Source organism: Thermodesulfovibrio sp. TK110 (genome assembly GCF_054658355.1).
The window spans coordinates 804,065-821,002 of sequence record NZ_BAAHNB010000001.1 but is presented as its reverse complement, the minus strand read 5'-3'; the positions used below and the strand labels follow the sequence as shown (position 1 = coordinate 821,002).

The window sequence follows — 16,938 nt, the reverse complement described above, 5'->3', positions numbered from 1 at the left end:
GAAAACAATGGAAGACATTGTCTTTGAAACAAATCTTGAAGATGTAAAACTTCTTCGCAGAGGAAAAGTTAGAGATATTTATGAGGTTGATGATTACCTGCTTATTGTGGCAACAGATAGAGTCTCAGCCTTTGATGTGGTGCTTCCCACAGGGATTCCAGGTAAGGGAAAAGTTTTAACGCAGATTTCTTTATTCTGGTTCAACAAGGTAAAAGACATCATTGAAAATCATATTATTTCAGCTGATGTAAATGAGTTTCCAGAGTCTCTTAAAAAATACAGAGATATTTTAGAAGGAAGAAGCATGCTTGTAAAAAAGGCAAAGCCCATTCCTGTGGAATGCATTGTTCGGGGATATATAACTGGTTCAGGATGGAAAGATTATCAAAAAACAGGCATGATTTGCGGAATTAAACTTCCAGAGGGACTTATGGAGTCACAAAAACTTCCAGAGCCTCTTTACACACCAAGCACAAAGGCTGAAAAGGGACATGATATAAATATAAGTTTTGATGAAACTGTCAGGATTCTCGGCGAAGAAACAGCAAGAAAAATAAAAGAAATTTCCATTGCAATCTATAAAAGAGCATCAGAGATTGCTGAAAAAAAAGGAATTATAATTGCTGACACAAAAATGGAGTTTGGATTTTATGGTGACAGCCTCATACTTATTGATGAACTTTTAACACCTGATTCATCAAGATTCTGGTCCATGAAGGATTATGCTACTGGGAAACCACAGGACAGCTATGACAAGCAGATCGTAAGAGATTATCTTCTTTCAATAAAATGGGATAAAAAACCGCCTGCACCAGAGTTGCCAGATGAAATTGTAAAGAAAGCTCAAGAAAGATATGAAGAGATATTCAGGATTCTAACTTCCTAAGTATTTCTCTTACAGTAGCAAGATTTTTTAAGTCATCATCAGGGGATTTTTTAGGTGTCTCAAGGATTAATGGCAGATGAGAGAGTTTCTCTATTTTTAAAAATCTCTCAAAACCTTTTATACCAATGTATCCTTTGCCAATATGTTCGTGCCTGTCAATTCCTGAGCCTGCAGAAGCCTTTGAATCATTGAGGTGAATTAATTTAATTAAATCAAAAGAGGCATATTGAGAGATTTCTTCAATAAATTTTGATATTCCTTCTTCTTTGGATATATCATATCCTGCAGCAAAGAGATGGCAGGTGTCAATACAGATGCCTCCAAGATTTTCATTTTCAATATTTTTAAATGTCTCAACTAAATCTGGAATGAAGGATGTAATCTTACTTTTTGCAGTGTTTTCTATAAGAATTTTACATTTTTCAAGCTTTCCAATTTTGCTGAATCCCTCAATGGTTTTTGCAAAAATTTCATCTTTTTCCATATCCTTGTTGTCCTTTAAATGAATTACATAGTAGTCAGCATCAAGGGCATCTGCCATTAAAACCTCTCTTTTTAAAAGATATCTTGAAGAAGCAATGGTTTTTGGATTTGATGAAATGAGATTTATCAGATAAGAGGCATGAACAATAAAAGGATTCAATGAATAAAGTTGTCTAAGTCTTTTAAATTCATCAATAACTTCTTTTTCAAATTCTGGAATCTGCCATATTCTTGGACTATGAAGAAATATCTGAAAGGTTGTGCATTGAAGGTCTATTGCTTCATTTATTGAATTTATTAAGCTATCTTTAATTGAAGTATGAACGCCGAGCGATCTCACCTTTGCAGAAATTTTTTTCTTATTTAAAGGCGACGGCCGGATTCGAACCGGCGCATGGCGGTTTTGCAGACCGCTCCCTTAGCCGCTTGGGTACGTCGCCAATAAAAAAGCGGGTGGCGGGATTTGAACCCGTGACCCCAACCTTGGCAAGGTTGTGCTCTACCAGCTGAGCTACACCCGCAAAGCGGGTCCCCAAAAAGTCTACGACTTTTTGGGGTGCCCCTTAGTTAACTCTTTTTTTAGGATCAAGAGAATCTATGATTCTCTCAAAGATCTCTAACTGCTGCTCCATATTATCTAATTTTAATTCTAACTCTTTTATCCTTCTGTTTGCAAATTCCTCAAGTGCTTCAGCTTTTTTTAATAAATTTTCACGCATTTCTTCAAACTCTTTTATAAGTTTGTTAATTTTTTTGAGCTCTCTTTTATTTTTCCATTTTTTGAAAAAAGACAGCATATAAAAAACTATCATAAAACCTCTTTCTGTGTCAATTGGCAAGGAACACTTTATCCTGTTAGTAAATTGTGGTATATTATAACTATGCTTAAAAATAAAAAATTCAGTTTATCTGCTCTATTGTATCTAACAGGTTTTCTCCTTGTTTTAGCTGAGACTATAATGCATTTTTATGGCAAAAGCCTTTGCACAACAGAGGGATGCAAAATTGTTGAAAGCTTTGTAAAAGGAGGAGACCTGGTTCTTCTTATTACAGGTTTAGCTTTATTTGGAGTTTTAACTTTTATCTCTCTTGTAAGAGCCAATTCTCTAATTGAACATATTCATTCAGGGATTCTTATTACAGCTTTATCAGTAGAAGGTTATTTAGTTGGTTTCCAACTGTTTATAATTAAAGAATTATGCATCTTCTGTCTTACTGTCTTTGGAATTCTTTTCATAAGCAGTGTTTTTAGATTATTCAAAAAACACCATGCAATGGCTTATGCCTTTATTGGTTTTGTTTCCGTATTTTTAACAGTTTATCTTGTAAATCCTGGAATTAACCTGATACCATCTTCCCAATATGTTCTTGTTTATTCCCAAGGATGTCCGCACTGTGAAGAAGTAATACAATTTTGTAAAGCTCACTCAATTTCAGTTAAAACTCAGGATGCAAAAGAAGTTGCAGGCATTCTTAAAACTCTGAAAATAGAGCATGTTCCTGTGCTTTTTTGTGATGAAGGTGCAACAAAAAAGTTCATTGTAGGACAGGATAATATAAAGGAGTATTTACTCAGTCAAGCAACGCAATCCTCCACACAGGAAGGATTCTGTCCTATTTTTGAAAAGAGGTGTCAGTGAGAAGCTCTTTAAGCCTTAATGCATTTTTTACAGCGTATCCAAGGAAATCGTTGTCAAAATAAATATATGCAGACTTATTCCATGTTTTGAGCTTTTGAGCCCAAAGGCTTAATTCTTCATCTGTATATTCCGAGGCATAAAGTCTTTTTGAGCCATGCAGTCTCACATAAACAAAGTCTGCTGTAACCACTTCATAATATGGAAATCTTCCAGCAGAATCTGCTATACAAAAAGCAATGTTATTCTGTTTAAGAATACTAAAAAAGTTGTCATTAATGAAGCTTTTATTCCTCACTTCTATGGTATATTTATATGTTTTGTCAAGCAAAGAAATAAAATCATTAACTAATTTTGCATCAAATTTTAATCCTGGTGGAAGTTGAATTAGAATAACCCCTAATTTTTCTTTTAAAGAAACATATTTTTCAATAAAGCTGTTGACTAAATCTTTGTTCACTTTAAGTCTTCTAAAATGTGTTATCTGCCTTGAAAGTTTTACTGAGAAAAGGAAATCTTCTGGTGTCAGACTATACCATCTTTGAAATGTTGAAGGTCTCACATCTCTGTAAAAAGTAACATTAATCTCAACAGTGGAAAAATACCTGCAGTAATAAGACAACCATTCTGAATATTTTAATTCTTCAGGATAAAAAATTCCTCTCCAGTGTCCATATTGCCAGCCTGATGTGCCAATATAGTAATTTAGTCTTCCCTGTATAGCCTGCTCCATAAGTCTTCATAATAAAACAGCTTTTTGAAAAGCCATGTTCTGTTGTTTAAATTCCACTCTATTGTAGATTTTAATCCAGATTCAAACTTTGTTACAGGAGCCCAGCCTGTTCTGTTTTTGATTTTTTCACTACATATGGCAAATCTTTTTTCATGTCCAGGCCGATCTGGAACAAACTTTATCAAACTTTCAGGTTTTTCAAGAAATTTTAGTATTTGCTTTACAATATCAATCACCTGAAATCTCTCTCCACTTCCCACATTATATACTTCTCCTGGTTTGCCCTTTTCCAGAACTGCAAAAATTGCCCTTATACAATCACAAAGATATAGCCATTCACGAATTATATCACCTGTTCCATAAACAGGAATATAATCATTTCGCAAAGCTTTGAGTATTGTCATGGGTATAAGTCTTTCAGGATTCTGCCAGGGACCATAAATACTACAAAGTCTTAAGGTAATAATAGGAAGCCTTAATGCTCTCCAGTAAACCTGTCCAAGCATATCTGCTGATGCTTTACTTACAGCATAGGGGGAGCGAGGATTCAAAGGGCAGTCTTCATCCCTTTCTCCCTCTTTAATATCACCATATTCTTCATAGGAGGTAATGTTTATAAACTTTTCTATTTCAAACTCTTTAACAAGCTCAAGAAGATATATAGTTCCTATAATGTTTGTTTCCATGAAAACACTTGGCTCTATAACTGATCTGTCTATATTTGTTTCTGCTGCGAAATGTAGTACTACTTTTGGCTTATGTTTTTCAAATATTTTTCTTAATTCTTCCTTGTCAAGGATGTCCACATTGTAAAAATCTATTCTGTCCTGAATTGGTTTAAGTCTTTCTATATCACCAGCATAGGTCAATTTATCAACAACTGTAACCTTCCAGCCTTTTCTTGCAGCTAATCTTACAAAATCACTTCCTATAAAACCGGCTCCACCAGTTACAAGAACTTTCATGCCTGAAGCCTCCTTAAAAATTTTTATTAATTATACCAAAAATAAAGAAAAATGTTTTAAAATAAAATTCATCAATACTCTTATAAGGAGGTGTAGAGTAAGATGCCGATTTATGAATATGAATGTATGAAATGCCACAAAGTTCATGAAGTTATTCAAAAAATTAGTGAAGAACCCTTAAAAAATTGTCCTGTCTGCGGAGGGGAACTTAAAAGACTTATATCACAGTCTTCTTTTATTTTAAAAGGAAGTGGCTGGTATGTGACAGACTATGCAAGAAAAAACAACTCAGAGGCTTCTTCCAATGCAAACAAAACTTCCAAAAACTCAGAAGGAAAATCCACATAGATGAAAAAAACACATATTCATATACCATATAACAAAATTTACGATTACATTGATATTATTCAAAAAGAAAAACTTAATCTTGAGATATATTTTGACTCTCAATCACTTGATTGTATTACTACGAAGGATATAGAAAAACTTAAAAAAACTCTATCATATGAGCCTTCTTTATCTTTCCATGCACCATTTATGGATTTATCTCCGGGTGCGGTTGATTCAAAAGTAAGAGAAATTACAATTGAAAGATTCAATCAGGTTTTTGATATTGCTGAAATATTAAACCCAGAATCAATAGTTTTTCATTCAGGCTATGAAAAATGGAAGTATGCCTTTAAAGTAAAAGTATGGCTGGAGGCAAGCCTTAAAACATGGGAAAAAATATTACCAAGGGCGGAAAAATTAAAGATTAAAATTGCCATAGAAAACATTTTTGAAGAAGACCCTGAAAATCTGCAAATGCTTATGGAAAAACTTTGCTCCTCCTATTTTGGAGTATGTTTTGATACAGGGCATTTTAATCTCTTTTCAAAAAAAAGCATTGAAGAATGGCTTTATTCATTGAATGACTATATAATTGAGCTTCACCTCCATGACAACAACAAACAGTTTGATGAACATCTTTATATTGGAGGCGGTTGCTTTGACTTTGAAAAATTCTTTAGATTATTGAAAAAAGAAGATTGTTTATATACAATTGAGGCTCATACTCCGCAGGATGTTTTTAAAAGCATAAAAATACTTAAAGAATTGATTAAATAAAAATATTTATGGTATTTTATTTTTTAAAACTTATAAAATAAGGATATAGCCATGGCAAAAATGAAAGGTGCAGAAATTTTAATTGAATGTTTGAAGAGGGAAGGGGTAAAACACATTTTTGGTTACCCTGGAGGAGTAATTCTTGACATCTTTGACCTTCTTTACGATGATCCAGACATAAAGCTGATTCTTACAAGACATGAACAGGGAGCTACCCATGCTGCTGATGGATATGCAAGGGTCAGTGGAAAACCTGGTGTTGTTCTGGTCACAAGTGGACCAGGAGCAACTAACACTGTCACAGGAATAGCAACTGCTTACATGGATTCTGTTCCACTTGTTATCTTTACAGGTCAGGTTCCCACATTTCTTATTGGAAATGATGCTTTTCAGGAAGCAGATATTGTAGGAATTACAAGACCTTGCACCAAATACAATATTCTTGTAAAGGATGTAAAAGATTTAGCAAAACAGGTAAGAGAAGCTTTTTATATTGCCACAACAGGAAGGCCAGGTCCTGTGCTTGTTGATCTTCCTAAGGATGTTACTCAGGGCAGGGCAGAGTTTGTTTGGCCAGAGAAAGTTTATATAAGAAGCTACAATCCAACCTATGAGGGCAATATTTACATGATAAAAAAAGCAGCTCAAGAAATAGCCAGGGCAAAAAAACCTGTTATTATTGCTGGTGGTGGATGTATTATTTCCAATGCCCATGAATATCTTAAAGAACTTGCAGAAATTACTCAAATTCCAGTTGCAAATACTTTGATGGGGCTTGGCAGCTTTCCTCGTACCCATGAACTTTCACTTGGAATGCTTGGAATGCATGGAACATATTATGCCAATATGGCAGTTCAGAATTCTGATTTAATTATTGCAATTGGAATGAGATTTGACGATAGAGTAACAGGGAAAGCAGATGCCTTTGCTCCTCAGGCAAAAATTATTCATATAGATATTGATCCTACATCAATTCGTAAAAATGTAAGAGTAGATATTCCCATAGTTGGAGATGTTAGCAGGGTTCTTCAGGTGCTTAATAAAATAATAAAAGAAGAAATCAAGCCTCAGTGGGAGGAGATCAGAAAAGCATGGCTAAAACAGATAAATCAATGGAAAAAGGAAAGACCTCTTACATATGAGTTTGATCCAGAAGTTATAAAGCCCCAGTATGTTATTGAAAAAATATATGAAATTACAAAAGGTGATGCAATTATTACAACAGAGGTTGGACAGAATCAGATGTGGGCAGCGCAGTTTTACAAGTTTGACAAACCTCGCAGGCTTGTAACCTCAGGTGGACTTGGAACAATGGGATATGGGTTTCCTGCAGCAATTGGTGCTCAACTTGCCTTTCCTGACATGACAGTTATTGACATAGCAGGTGATGGAAGTATTCAGATGAATATTCAGGAACTTGCAACAGCAGTAGTTTATGATTTACCTGTAAAAGTAGCAATAATTAATAACAGCTATCTTGGAATGGTAAGACAATGGCAGGAACTCTTTTACAACGAAAGATATTCACATACCTATTTAAGCACAGCACCTGATTTTGTAAAAGTGGCAGAGTCTTATGGTGCTGTTGGATTGAGAGCAACTAAACCAAGTGAAGTTGAACCTGTAATAAAAGAAGCTTTATCAATAAGAAAGCCTGTATTTATGGATTTTGTTGTTGATTGGAAAGAAAAGGTATATCCTATGGTGCCGCCTGGAGCTCCTATTGATCAGATGATCTTTGAAGAGAAGAAAAAAGAGCGAAAACTGAAAGCGGTTAAATAGGAGGAAACAGTGAGACACACAATTTCTGTTTTAGTAGAAAACAAATTTGGAGTTTTAGCAAGAATTGCTGGACTGTTCAGTGGCAGGGGTTACAACATAGAAAGTCTTTCAGTTGGAGAAACAATTGATCCAAATATATCAATCATGACAATCGTGACAACAGGAGATGATAGAGTTATTGAACAGATTACAAAACAACTTAACCGACTTGTAGATGTTATCAAAGTTGTTGATTTAACTGACATAGATCATGTGGAAAGAGAAATGGTTTTAATTAAAGTTGCCCCAAGAAAGGAAAACAGACTTGAGTTATTGAAAACAGTTGAAATATTTCGTGGAAGAGTTGTTGACTCAGGTCCTACAACCTATACAATAGAAGTCACAGGAGATGAAAAAAAGATTCAAGCTTTCATAGAACTTATGAAACCCTTAGGAATAAAAGAGTTTGTGAGAACAGGTAAAGTAGCCATTCCAAGAGAAATATCTCAAAGAAAATAACAACAAATTAAAAAAAGGAGGAAAAATGGCAAACATAGGAAAAGTTTATCTTATTGATGTAACAAATAGAGATGGTGTACAGACTTCAAGAATACTTCTTCCAAAACTTTCAAAGACAATGCTAAATTTATATCTTGATGAAATGGGAGTTTATCAGAGTGAAATTGGATTTCCTACTTTGAAACATGAAGTTAATTACATTAATGCAAATCTTGAACTTGCTGAGATGGGAGTATTTAAAAGAATTCATCTTGAAGGATGGGCAAGAGCAATTCCTGAAGATGTTGAGTTAGCATTTAAGAACTGTCCCAAAATTAAACATCTTAATCTCTCTGTATCCACATCTGAAATTATGATTCAGGGTAAATTTCAGGGTAGAAAGACATGGGATGATATATTAAAAGGAATGTATGATGCTGTAAAACTTGCCAAAGAATTAGGAGCAGAAACAGTAGGATTCAATGCAGAAGATGCATCCAGAACAGAATTGAGCAGACTCATTGAATTCATTCTTGCAGGAAAAGAGGCAGGTGGAGATAGATTCCGTTATTGTGATACACTTGGATGTGAAGACCCGATTACAATTTATGAAAGAATTCATACACTTGCGCTGGCTACAAAATTTCCTATTGAAATGCATTGCCACAATGATCTTGGTATGGCAGAGGCAGTCTCTGTTGCAGGAGCTCAGGGAACAATTGAGGCAGGAGTTGACAGTTACATAAATACAACAGTTAATGGATATGGTGAAAGAGCTGGAAATGCTGATCTGGTTTCCACAATCTTAGCTCTTAAATTTTCTCATGGACTGAGGGAAAAATGTCCACTTGATGAGCATATTAATCTTAAAATGGCATGGAAGATTGCCAGATACGCATCATATGCATTCAATATCCCCATTCCTATAAATCAGCCAGGTGTTGGTGCAAATGCTTTTGCTCATGAATCAGGAATCCATGCTGATGGAGTTTTAAAAGACAGAGCTAATTATGAACTTTACTCTCCAGAAGATGTTGGTCGTGGAGAACCAGAACTTCTTGAAACAGGAAGAATTATAACTACTGGAGAGTATGGTGGAATAAAAGGATTCAGATATGTGTACAGTAAACTTGGAATAGAATTTCACGATGACAATGAAGCAAGAAAAATACTTGAACTTGTTCAGTATGCAAACTTACATACACAGAAACCTCTTACTGATGATGAACTTAGATTTATAGCACAGTATCCTGACATTGTCAGGCAGATTCTCACAGTAACACCTTAGGAGGGAAACATAAGAATGTACAATATTACGCTTATTCCAGGAGATGGAATTGGTCCTGAAATATCAGAGGCAATGAAAAAAGTTGTTGAAGCAACAGGAATAAAAATCAACTGGGAAATTCAACATGCAGGTGAGGAGGTTTATTTAAAAGAGGGAAATCCTCTTCCTGAAAGGGTAATAGATTCAATTAAAAAAAATAAAATTGCCATAAAAGGACCTATAACAACACCTGTTGGAACAGGTTTTAGAAGCGTAAATGTCACACTTAGACAGGCTCTTGACCTTTATGCATGTGTAAGACCCTGTAAGAGCTTTAAAGGTGCAAGAACAAAGTATGAAAATATTGATCTTGTTATAGTAAGAGAAAATACTGAAGACCTTTATGCTGGAGTAGAGTTTAAAAAAGGTGAGTCTGAAACTATGGATTTGATAAAATTTATTGAAGAAAAAACAGGCAAAAAAATCAGGAAGGACTCTGGAGTGAGCATTAAACCTATTTCAGTCTTTGGAACAGAAAGAATTGTTCGTTTTGCCTTTGAGTATGCAAGGAAAAATGGTAGAAAAAAGGTTACAGCTGTTCATAAGGCAAACATTATGAAATACACTGACGGGCTTTTTCTTGAAGTAGCAAGAGAAGTGGCAGCCCGATATCCGGACATAGAGTTTGAGGACAAAATTGTTGACAATATGTGTATGCAGCTTGTTCAAAAGCCTGAGCTTTATGATGTTCTTGTACTACCAAATCTCTATGGTGACATAATAAGCGATCTTGCAGCAGGACTTATTGGTGGACTTGGACTGGCACCAGGAGCAAACATTGGTGATGAATATGCTGTATTTGAGCCAACCCATGGAAGTGCGCCAAAATACAAAGGACTAAACAAAGTAAATCCTTTTGCAATAATATTGAGTGCTGTGATGATGCTAAGACATTTAGGTGAATTTGATGCTGCTAATAAGATAGAAAAAGCAGTAGCAGAAACTATAAAAGAAGGAAAGTTTGTAACCTATGATATGAAATCACCTGATGATCCAAATCCACCTGTAGGAACACAGGAGGTAGCAGAGGCAGTTGTTGAGAAAATTAAATTTTCTTAAATATGAATGAGATTTTTTTAATATTTCTTCTTATCTTTTTGAATGGTCTTTTTGCTGCCAGTGAAATTGGAGTTGTTACATTAAGAAGATCAAGGCTTAAACAACTTATTGAAGAAAAAAATCCAAATGCTCAGGTAGTTCAGAAATTCAAGGAAAATCCTGATAAATTCTTAGCCACAATTCAGGTTGGGATCACTCTCATAGGAAGCCTTGCGGGAGCAGTAGCAGGTGCATATGCAGTAAAGAATGTAAAGCCTTTGATTGAGGCATTGCCATTCAGTTTCTTGAGAGTTTCTGCAGAGGCAATATCTATAGCTGTAGTTGTAGTAGTCTTTACATATTTTCTGGTAATATTGGGGGAATTAATTCCAAAATCTATTGCTCTTTCCCATCCTGAGTGGATAAGCTTAAAAACCGCAAAATTTATTGACATATTTTCAAAACTAACATTTATTTTTGTAAAAATTCTAACAGTAAGTACAAATTTTCTTCTAAAACCTTTTGGACTTAAGGCATTCTCTGAGAGAGGCTTTGTCTCACAGGAAGAATTAAAACTTTTAATTGAAGAAGGAGAACAAAAAGGTATATTTGAACCTGAAGAGCGACAGCTTATCCATAGCGCATTCAGTTTCAGTGAAATAACAGTTAAAGAAATAATGGTTCCAGCTCCTCAAATGGTTACTGTTAGCATTTACATGAGTATTGATGAAATTAAAGAAATTATCATGGATGAAAAGTTTTCAAGATATCCTGTTCTTGGCAAGGATCTCAATGACATAAGAGGAATACTCCATGCAAAGGATTTCTACAATGCACTTATTAAAAATCCTGAAACCATAGATATAAAAAGACTTATTAAACCTCCTATGTTTGTTCCTGAAACAATGAAAATAAACATACTGCTTAAAGAAATGCAGAAAAAAAGAGTTCATATGGCATTGGTTGTTGATGAATATGGTGTTGTAACAGGGCTTGTAACACTTGAAGACATTCTTGAAGAGCTTGTAGGTGAGATAAGGGATGAATATGATACTGAAATGCCTGTAATCATGCTTCCTGATGGTTCAATGCTCATTGATGCTACAATTTCTATAAGAGATTTAAAAGAAGACTATGGAATAGAAATTGAAGAATCAGAAGAATACGATACTCTTGGAGGATTCATTCTTACTGTACTTCAAAGAATTCCACGCGTTGGTGATACTGTAAATGTTGATGGCAAAACTTTTAAAGTTGTTGAAATGATTGGACAGAGAATATCAAAAATAAAGTATGAGACAACTTTTACGAAAGAATAGCCATTCTCCTTACAATGAATCTATAAAACAGAACTATTAAGATTACCACTCCTGAGGAAAGTGCTACTTCCATCCATGTAGGATAGTATTTCTCAGAAAGAGGAATGTACCAGTTATAGGCAATCAGGCTTACATTAAAACGATTAAGTATTACTCCGAAAGCAATAGCAAAGGCTGTTGCTCTAACTATTTTTGCATTCTTTGTTTTTATTGCATTTATTAGAATCAAGGCTGGTACAAATACAAAGCCACCAACTTCAAAAAGATACCAGTAGCCATAACCGTTATTTAAATAATGCCAGTTGTTATAATGAGCAAGGTCAAGAATTTTAAGAATTAAATATACAAAAAGAGAGACAACCAAAGCCTTTGCAAGCCCAACTGTTTTTCTATTAAATTCTTCTTCATCAAAGTTTTTTATTTGTTCCTTAAAAACTTTATGAGATATGGTGCTTTCAATTATAACCATTGAAATTCCAGCAAAGACTGCAGAGATAAGGAAAAACAGCGGCAGTAATGCCGAATACCAGAGTGGATGAATCTTTGTTGGTGCAACAAGAAACAGTCCTCCAAGAGCTGATTGATGTCCACCAGCAATAATTACACCAAATACAGTTGCCCAGATTCCAAGCTTTGAGAAAAATTCTTTCAATTTTTCCCTGCCAAGCCATTCAAAAAATGCAGGAAACCACTCAATGAGGCAAATAATGATATACAAAAAGAAATGCCAAGCAATTAAAAACAGTATTGAATTTAATCCCCATGACCAACCAATTACATAGGGAACACGGTAGTATCTACCAAGGTCAAACATCAATGCAAAGACTGCAAAAACATAACCAAGCAGGCTTGAAAGAATTGCAGGTCTGGCAAAGTGTTTGTAGTCCTTTAATCCAAAAAGATAGACTGCTGTGCCTACTGTAAGTCCAGGTGCAGCAAGAGCAATTCCTGCAAGAATATCAAAGCTAATCCACAATCCCCACGGATAAGTGTCAGAGAGATTTGTTGCAGGACCAAGTCCATAAAGAAGCCTGTAAATCATTGAATAAAAAGAAAAAACAAGAATTACAATGGCGATTAAAAAAGACAGTGTAGCATGTTTTGAAACATACTCTTTAAAGCTCATTCCCATAAGTATTTTTTCCTTAAACCAGCTATTGTTTTTCATTGCTTTCTTCTTTTTTCTTTTTATTTTTTGAAATCATGTAATATGCTCCCCAGACAAGAGGCGCTGCAGCAACAATCTCAAGCACTTTTACAGTAAAAAGAAAGTTTTTACTGTAGTCGGGAATAGCTCTCTTATCAAGCATTGGAAATCCAAGCTTTTCAAAGGGAACTCCTGAAATGTAAAGCCAGTTCGTTCCACCTGCTTCATGTTCTCCATAAACATGCTTTATATATCTTTCAGGATTGTTATTTATTCTCTCATAGGCAAGCTTTAGCATCTCACTTCTTGGTCCAAATCTTAAAGCATCAGCTGAACATATTTCTACACAGGCAGGAACCTGAGACTCTGTTATTCTATCAAAGCACATTGTGCATTTGGTTATTTGCGGTGTAATTGGATCGTAGTATTCATAAGCTGGAATATCAAAGGGGCAGGCAATCATGCAGTAACGACAGCCAACGCATAAAGAAGGATTATAAAGCACTGCTCCATGAGGAGTCTTCTTAAATGCATCAACAAAACAGGCATTAAGACAGGCAGGTTCAGTGCAATGCATACATTGTTTTTTAACATAAACAGGTTTTCCTCTATCATAAAATCTGTTTACAACAGTAAACTCTCCAGCATGAGTTCTACGGACTCTGTCAAAAACTGATGGAACTTTATCCTTTGATTCCTCAAACTCTTTAATGGGTCTGTTAGGATTTTTATTCCATTCATTGCATGCCCATTCACATCTTCTGCATCCAATACATTTTGTAATGTCAACAAGCACAGCATATGGCTCCTCTGGCAGCTGCATGCTTTTTACTTCTTCATATTTTAACCAATTCTTTTTGTTTGCAATGTTACCTGTTGATTTTACACTATCCTGAGACAAAGCAGAAGAGTCTCCTCCATAAACTGTTTTTCCTCTTATAAAACTAATTCCAGCTACTGTCAATGCTTTTTTCAAAAACTCTCTTCTATTCATTTGCCCCTCAGTAGTTTAATATCTTTTTCTTTCCCTGAGCATTCCCATAATTATAATAAATGCAAATATTGAAAGCACAGCAATGGCATACTCAGCTCCGTGATGAGAAAAAAGCTGTTCAAGGATGTACATTTTTATGTCCTCCTCCTTCTTTCATGACAGTCAGTGCAGGTTTTTGGTTTTTGTAGCTCCATTTTTTCATGACACTTAATACACATTGTATGATAGGCAGCCTGCAGTCTCGGTCTTCCCATTGCTTGAGAATCAAAGGAAACACCATGACAACTTTTACAAATTGGTGGATTGTCCTTCTTTGCCTCTGCTTCTTCCTTACTTTTATGGTGACAACCTTTGCAGATTGTATTTAAATCTTTATGAAAATATGTTGCAAGCCTGCTTTGATTTGATATATCAGTGAGCTTTTTTACAATTTTATAATGAGGCATCTTAGCTGGCTCAAACTCCTTTTCAATGTGCTTTATTATTACTTCCTTTTTTACCTTTTGAGTTGAAACACTCAATTGAGCAACCTTTTCAACTTCTTTTTTCCCGCTATGACACCTGGCACATATTTCTTTGTTTGTTATCTCTGTTTTAATTGGTGCAATAAAGTAGTGACAGCCCTGACATTCTTTCTTTTCAATGAAACTCCTATGACAACCCTGACAGCTCATCTGTGAGGCATGTGAGTGATAGGCAGTAAGGATATTTACAAATCCGCCTTCCTGCTTGCCTTTTAAATTATGACATTCTTTGCAACTCTTCAATCTTTCATGATGACAGCTTCTACAGCTCTTATTATTTTTTTCGTGAAATTCATGGTTAAAGGGAACTCCTTTCATTTTTGCTTCTTCAATGTTTATGAATGCAGTCTTTGGTTGATCTCTTTCAGGTCTTGGTATATCTTTAAGCTCATCAACTGTTTTATATTTTCCTGTATGACAGTTTGAACAGTTTAGTGGACCTGCTTCCTTAGCTTCTAACTTATTATGCAGATGACAGTTTAGACACAGGCTATGAAAGGCTCTTTCAATGCTCCAACCGCTCTGTTTTACTACTTTTACTATTTTTGAAAGTTCAGGACCTCTTTTCTTATTTAAGTCATGGCAGTAATAACAGGACTCTTCAGTTCCTTTTTCATAGAAAAGTGCAAGTTCTTTGTTTTTCTCTTCAATGTCATAAGTATGATGGCAAAGGCTACAATCTTTTTTATTTTTTTCCACGTGTTTGCCATGAAGGGAAAAATCAAACTCCACTGAAGGATATTTAACTGTCCTGTCCTCATATTCTTTCTTATGGCAGTCTCTACAGGAAAGAATTACAGGACCTGTTTTTATTTTTTCAAAGCTTAATTTTTGATGACATTTCAAGCACTGTTCATGATAGGCATTCTTAAGCAGTTGAGAATCCTTTCTATCAATGTTTTTAGGAAACTCAAATGAAAAATCTCCGAATTTGTCCTGAACGTGACATTCCTGACAGAGCATTTCATCAGGCTTTTTAAAAGCCTTTGTTAGAGCTTTAACATGTCTTTGATGTTCAAATAAAACAGTGCCATATTCAAGTCTGCCAAATATTTCTTTATGAGCAATGGTGATAATATCCTTGCCTTCCTCAGAGCTTTTACTGACAGGCTCTGAATAAAGCAAAGCATATATGCCTAAGGCAGAGAAAGCTACGAACAGCAAAATTCCTATAAATACAAATTTCTTCATGCTCTCATCTCTTCTGGAATTTCCATTTGCTCTGCAATCATATCAGTTAAAAACTTTACATGAACTCCAAGCTTGTAATAATCATTTAAATCCTCAATACCTTTGTGACAGGTATGACATGGTGCAATCACTATTTTTGCTCCTGTACCTTTTATCTGTTCTGCCTTTATCTTGCCACCTTCAATTCTTGCCATCTTCCATGGTGGACCAGCATCAATCATTCCTCCGCCAGCAGAACAACAGTAGTTATGGTCATCTTTTGGTGACATCTCAATAAAGTTTTCACATAGTATGTTTACAATATATCTGAGCTTTTCTCCCAGCCCTCTATATCTGATGATATTACAGGGATCCTGCAAAGTTACAGGTTCTTTAATCTTTTGGCTTATTTTTATCTTACCGCTTTTTAAAAGTTCGTAGAAGAACTCAACACCGTGAAGATAGGGAATTGGATTTTCCTTCCATCCCATAAGTCTTGTTCCTTCATATATGCCTGTTCTATAAGCATGTCCGCACTCTCCCATAACAATTCTCTTAACATTAAGTTTAAAGGCAATTTCATAGTGAGTTCTCACCACTTTCTGAAGGGTTTCATGATCCTGAGCATAAAAGGCTTTGTTTGTATAATCCCATCCATCACAATCAGGCATTGTCCAGTCAACCTTTGCAACATTCATTATCTTTGCCATATTGGTAAGAAGCCCTGTCATGTATTTTGCCTCAAGCCCATGGGCAAGATAAAGAATTTCAGCATCCTTTTTACCAAGAGGAATTCTTGCATTTTTAATTTCTGCCCTTAACTCATCTTCAAGCCATTGAACTGTGTCAAGCCATTCATCCTGTCTGAACCATAACATATTCGTTGTTTGCATGTGACTCAATGCCTGATCCTGAATATACTGAGGCACTGCACCAATAAGACAGCATATTCTTCTTACAAGCCCTATTAAGTAGGCAATATCAATTCCAAAGGGGCAGAACTGAACACATCTGCGGCAGAGATTGCATTCAGAAAAGGCAATTCTTGCATACTTCTTTATATCATCTTTGCTGACATTTCCCTTTTTATTGAGCATGTCCCATATTGTTTGCTTTACTTTGGCTGCAGGTGCATAGGTTGGATCACCTTCATGGGCAAGATAGTGATGACAGGAGTTAGTGCACATTCCACATCTCATACATGTCTCTACAAAGCTTCTTAGTCTTGCTGAGGCTTCTCTTTTTAAAACCCAATCAATAGCCCTTTTAATCTTTGACTCATCAATTCTAATCAGTGTCTCATCAATTCCAATGTCTGTGACAGGTTTTCTTTCAAACTTTATCATAGT

General features: G+C 35.3%; 17 protein-coding genes and 2 tRNA genes. 9 read left to right on the top strand and 10 right to left on the bottom strand.

Going from position 1 to position 16,938, the window contains the following annotated elements; genetic code table 11:
• The first annotated feature begins 7 nt into the window (after window positions 1-7).
• A complete protein-coding gene (locus ACYQ3X_RS04290; RefSeq protein ID WP_460180589.1) occupies window positions 8-886 on the top strand; it encodes a phosphoribosylaminoimidazolesuccinocarboxamide synthase in 879 nt (292 codons plus the stop codon).
• Here the strand turns inward: ACYQ3X_RS04290 and ACYQ3X_RS04285 are convergent.
• The 4 genes from ACYQ3X_RS04285 to ACYQ3X_RS04270 form a co-directional block, all read right to left on the bottom strand.
• On the bottom strand, window positions 867-1,709 hold the full coding sequence (locus ACYQ3X_RS04285) for a deoxyribonuclease IV (protein WP_460180588.1): 843 nt from the start codon (window positions 1,707-1,709) through the stop codon (window positions 867-869). The genes ACYQ3X_RS04290 and ACYQ3X_RS04285 overlap by 20 nt on opposite strands.
• A 27-nt stretch (window positions 1,710-1,736) precedes the next feature.
• Window positions 1,737-1,809 (bottom strand) — tRNA-Cys (locus ACYQ3X_RS04280).
• 8 nt (window positions 1,810-1,817) lie between these two features.
• A tRNA-Gly gene (locus ACYQ3X_RS04275) sits at window positions 1,818-1,890 on the bottom strand.
• 42 nt (window positions 1,891-1,932) lie between these two features.
• Complete coding sequence (locus tag ACYQ3X_RS04270; protein WP_460180587.1) at window positions 1,933-2,181, bottom strand: hypothetical protein; 249 nt, start codon at window positions 2,179-2,181, stop codon at window positions 1,933-1,935.
• A gap of 69 nt (window positions 2,182-2,250) precedes the next feature.
• Between ACYQ3X_RS04270 and ACYQ3X_RS04265 the strand changes: the two genes are divergently transcribed.
• A complete protein-coding gene (locus ACYQ3X_RS04265; RefSeq protein ID WP_460180586.1) occupies window positions 2,251-3,009 on the top strand; it encodes a hypothetical protein in 759 nt (252 codons plus the stop codon).
• On the opposite strand, the gene ACYQ3X_RS04260 is transcribed toward ACYQ3X_RS04265, so the two are convergent.
• Both ACYQ3X_RS04260 and ACYQ3X_RS04255 read right to left on the bottom strand, forming a co-directional pair.
• Window positions 2,984-3,739: a DUF72 domain-containing protein gene (locus tag ACYQ3X_RS04260; RefSeq protein ID WP_460180585.1), complete on the bottom strand. Its 756-nt coding sequence runs from the start codon at window positions 3,737-3,739 to the stop codon at window positions 2,984-2,986. The two genes, ACYQ3X_RS04265 and ACYQ3X_RS04260, sit on opposite strands and share 26 nt — an antisense overlap.
• A complete protein-coding gene (locus ACYQ3X_RS04255) occupies window positions 3,712-4,704 on the bottom strand; it encodes a dTDP-glucose 4,6-dehydratase (RefSeq protein WP_460180584.1) in 993 nt (330 codons plus the stop codon). The genes ACYQ3X_RS04260 and ACYQ3X_RS04255 overlap by 28 nt, the downstream gene beginning before the upstream one ends.
• Before the next feature lie 102 nt (window positions 4,705-4,806).
• Between ACYQ3X_RS04255 and ACYQ3X_RS04250 the strand changes: the two genes are divergently transcribed.
• From ACYQ3X_RS04250 to ACYQ3X_RS04220, 7 genes are read left to right on the top strand one after another with little or no spacing between them, the layout of a single operon-like run.
• A complete protein-coding gene (locus tag ACYQ3X_RS04250; RefSeq protein WP_460180583.1) occupies window positions 4,807-5,052 on the top strand; it encodes an FmdB family zinc ribbon protein in 246 nt (81 codons plus the stop codon).
• Window positions 5,053-5,811, top strand: coding sequence for a sugar phosphate isomerase/epimerase family protein (locus ACYQ3X_RS04245; protein ID WP_460180582.1), 759 nt, complete (start codon window positions 5,053-5,055; stop codon window positions 5,809-5,811).
• Between the two features lie 51 nt (window positions 5,812-5,862).
• Entirely contained in the window at window positions 5,863-7,593 is a 1,731-nt protein-coding gene (gene ilvB / locus ACYQ3X_RS04240) for a biosynthetic-type acetolactate synthase large subunit (RefSeq protein WP_460180581.1), read from the top strand.
• Window positions 7,594-7,602: 9 nt separating this feature from the next.
• Window positions 7,603-8,091, top strand: coding sequence for an acetolactate synthase small subunit (ilvN, locus tag ACYQ3X_RS04235; protein ID WP_460180580.1), 489 nt, complete (start codon window positions 7,603-7,605; stop codon window positions 8,089-8,091).
• A 34-nt stretch (window positions 8,092-8,125) separates the two neighbouring features.
• A complete protein-coding gene (locus ACYQ3X_RS04230) occupies window positions 8,126-9,358 on the top strand; it encodes a homocitrate synthase/isopropylmalate synthase family protein (RefSeq protein ID WP_460181688.1) in 1,233 nt (410 codons plus the stop codon).
• A 15-nt stretch (window positions 9,359-9,373) separates the two neighbouring features.
• Complete coding sequence (locus ACYQ3X_RS04225; protein WP_460180579.1) at window positions 9,374-10,456, top strand: isocitrate/isopropylmalate dehydrogenase family protein; 1,083 nt, start codon at window positions 9,374-9,376, stop codon at window positions 10,454-10,456.
• Window positions 10,457-10,458: 2 nt separating this feature from the next.
• Entirely contained in the window at window positions 10,459-11,754 is a 1,296-nt protein-coding gene (locus tag ACYQ3X_RS04220; protein ID WP_460180578.1) for a hemolysin family protein, read from the top strand.
• Here the strand turns inward: ACYQ3X_RS04220 and nrfD are convergent.
• From nrfD to ACYQ3X_RS04200, 4 genes are all read right to left on the bottom strand, one after another.
• Window positions 11,741-12,922 (bottom strand): NrfD/PsrC family molybdoenzyme membrane anchor subunit, encoded by a 1,182-nt coding sequence (nrfD, locus tag ACYQ3X_RS04215; RefSeq protein ID WP_460180577.1) that lies wholly within the window; start codon window positions 12,920-12,922, stop codon window positions 11,741-11,743. The two genes, ACYQ3X_RS04220 and nrfD, sit on opposite strands and share 14 nt — an antisense overlap.
• Window positions 12,909-13,895 (bottom strand): 4Fe-4S dicluster domain-containing protein, encoded by a 987-nt coding sequence (locus tag ACYQ3X_RS04210; RefSeq protein WP_460180576.1) that lies wholly within the window; start codon window positions 13,893-13,895, stop codon window positions 12,909-12,911. Before ACYQ3X_RS04210 ends, nrfD begins: the two co-directional genes overlap by 14 nt.
• Window positions 13,896-14,029: 134 nt before the next feature.
• Window positions 14,030-15,610, bottom strand: a complete 1,581-nt coding sequence (gene hmcA, locus ACYQ3X_RS04205) for a sulfate respiration complex hexadecaheme cytochrome HmcA (protein WP_460180575.1) — start codon at window positions 15,608-15,610, stop codon at window positions 14,030-14,032.
• The gene (locus tag ACYQ3X_RS04200) at window positions 15,607-16,935 is read right to left on the bottom strand and encodes a (Fe-S)-binding protein (RefSeq protein WP_460180574.1); all 1,329 of its coding nucleotides are present in this window, start codon (window positions 16,933-16,935) and stop codon (window positions 15,607-15,609) included. The genes hmcA and ACYQ3X_RS04200 overlap by 4 nt, the downstream gene beginning before the upstream one ends.
• Between the last annotated feature and the right edge of the window lie 3 nt (window positions 16,936-16,938).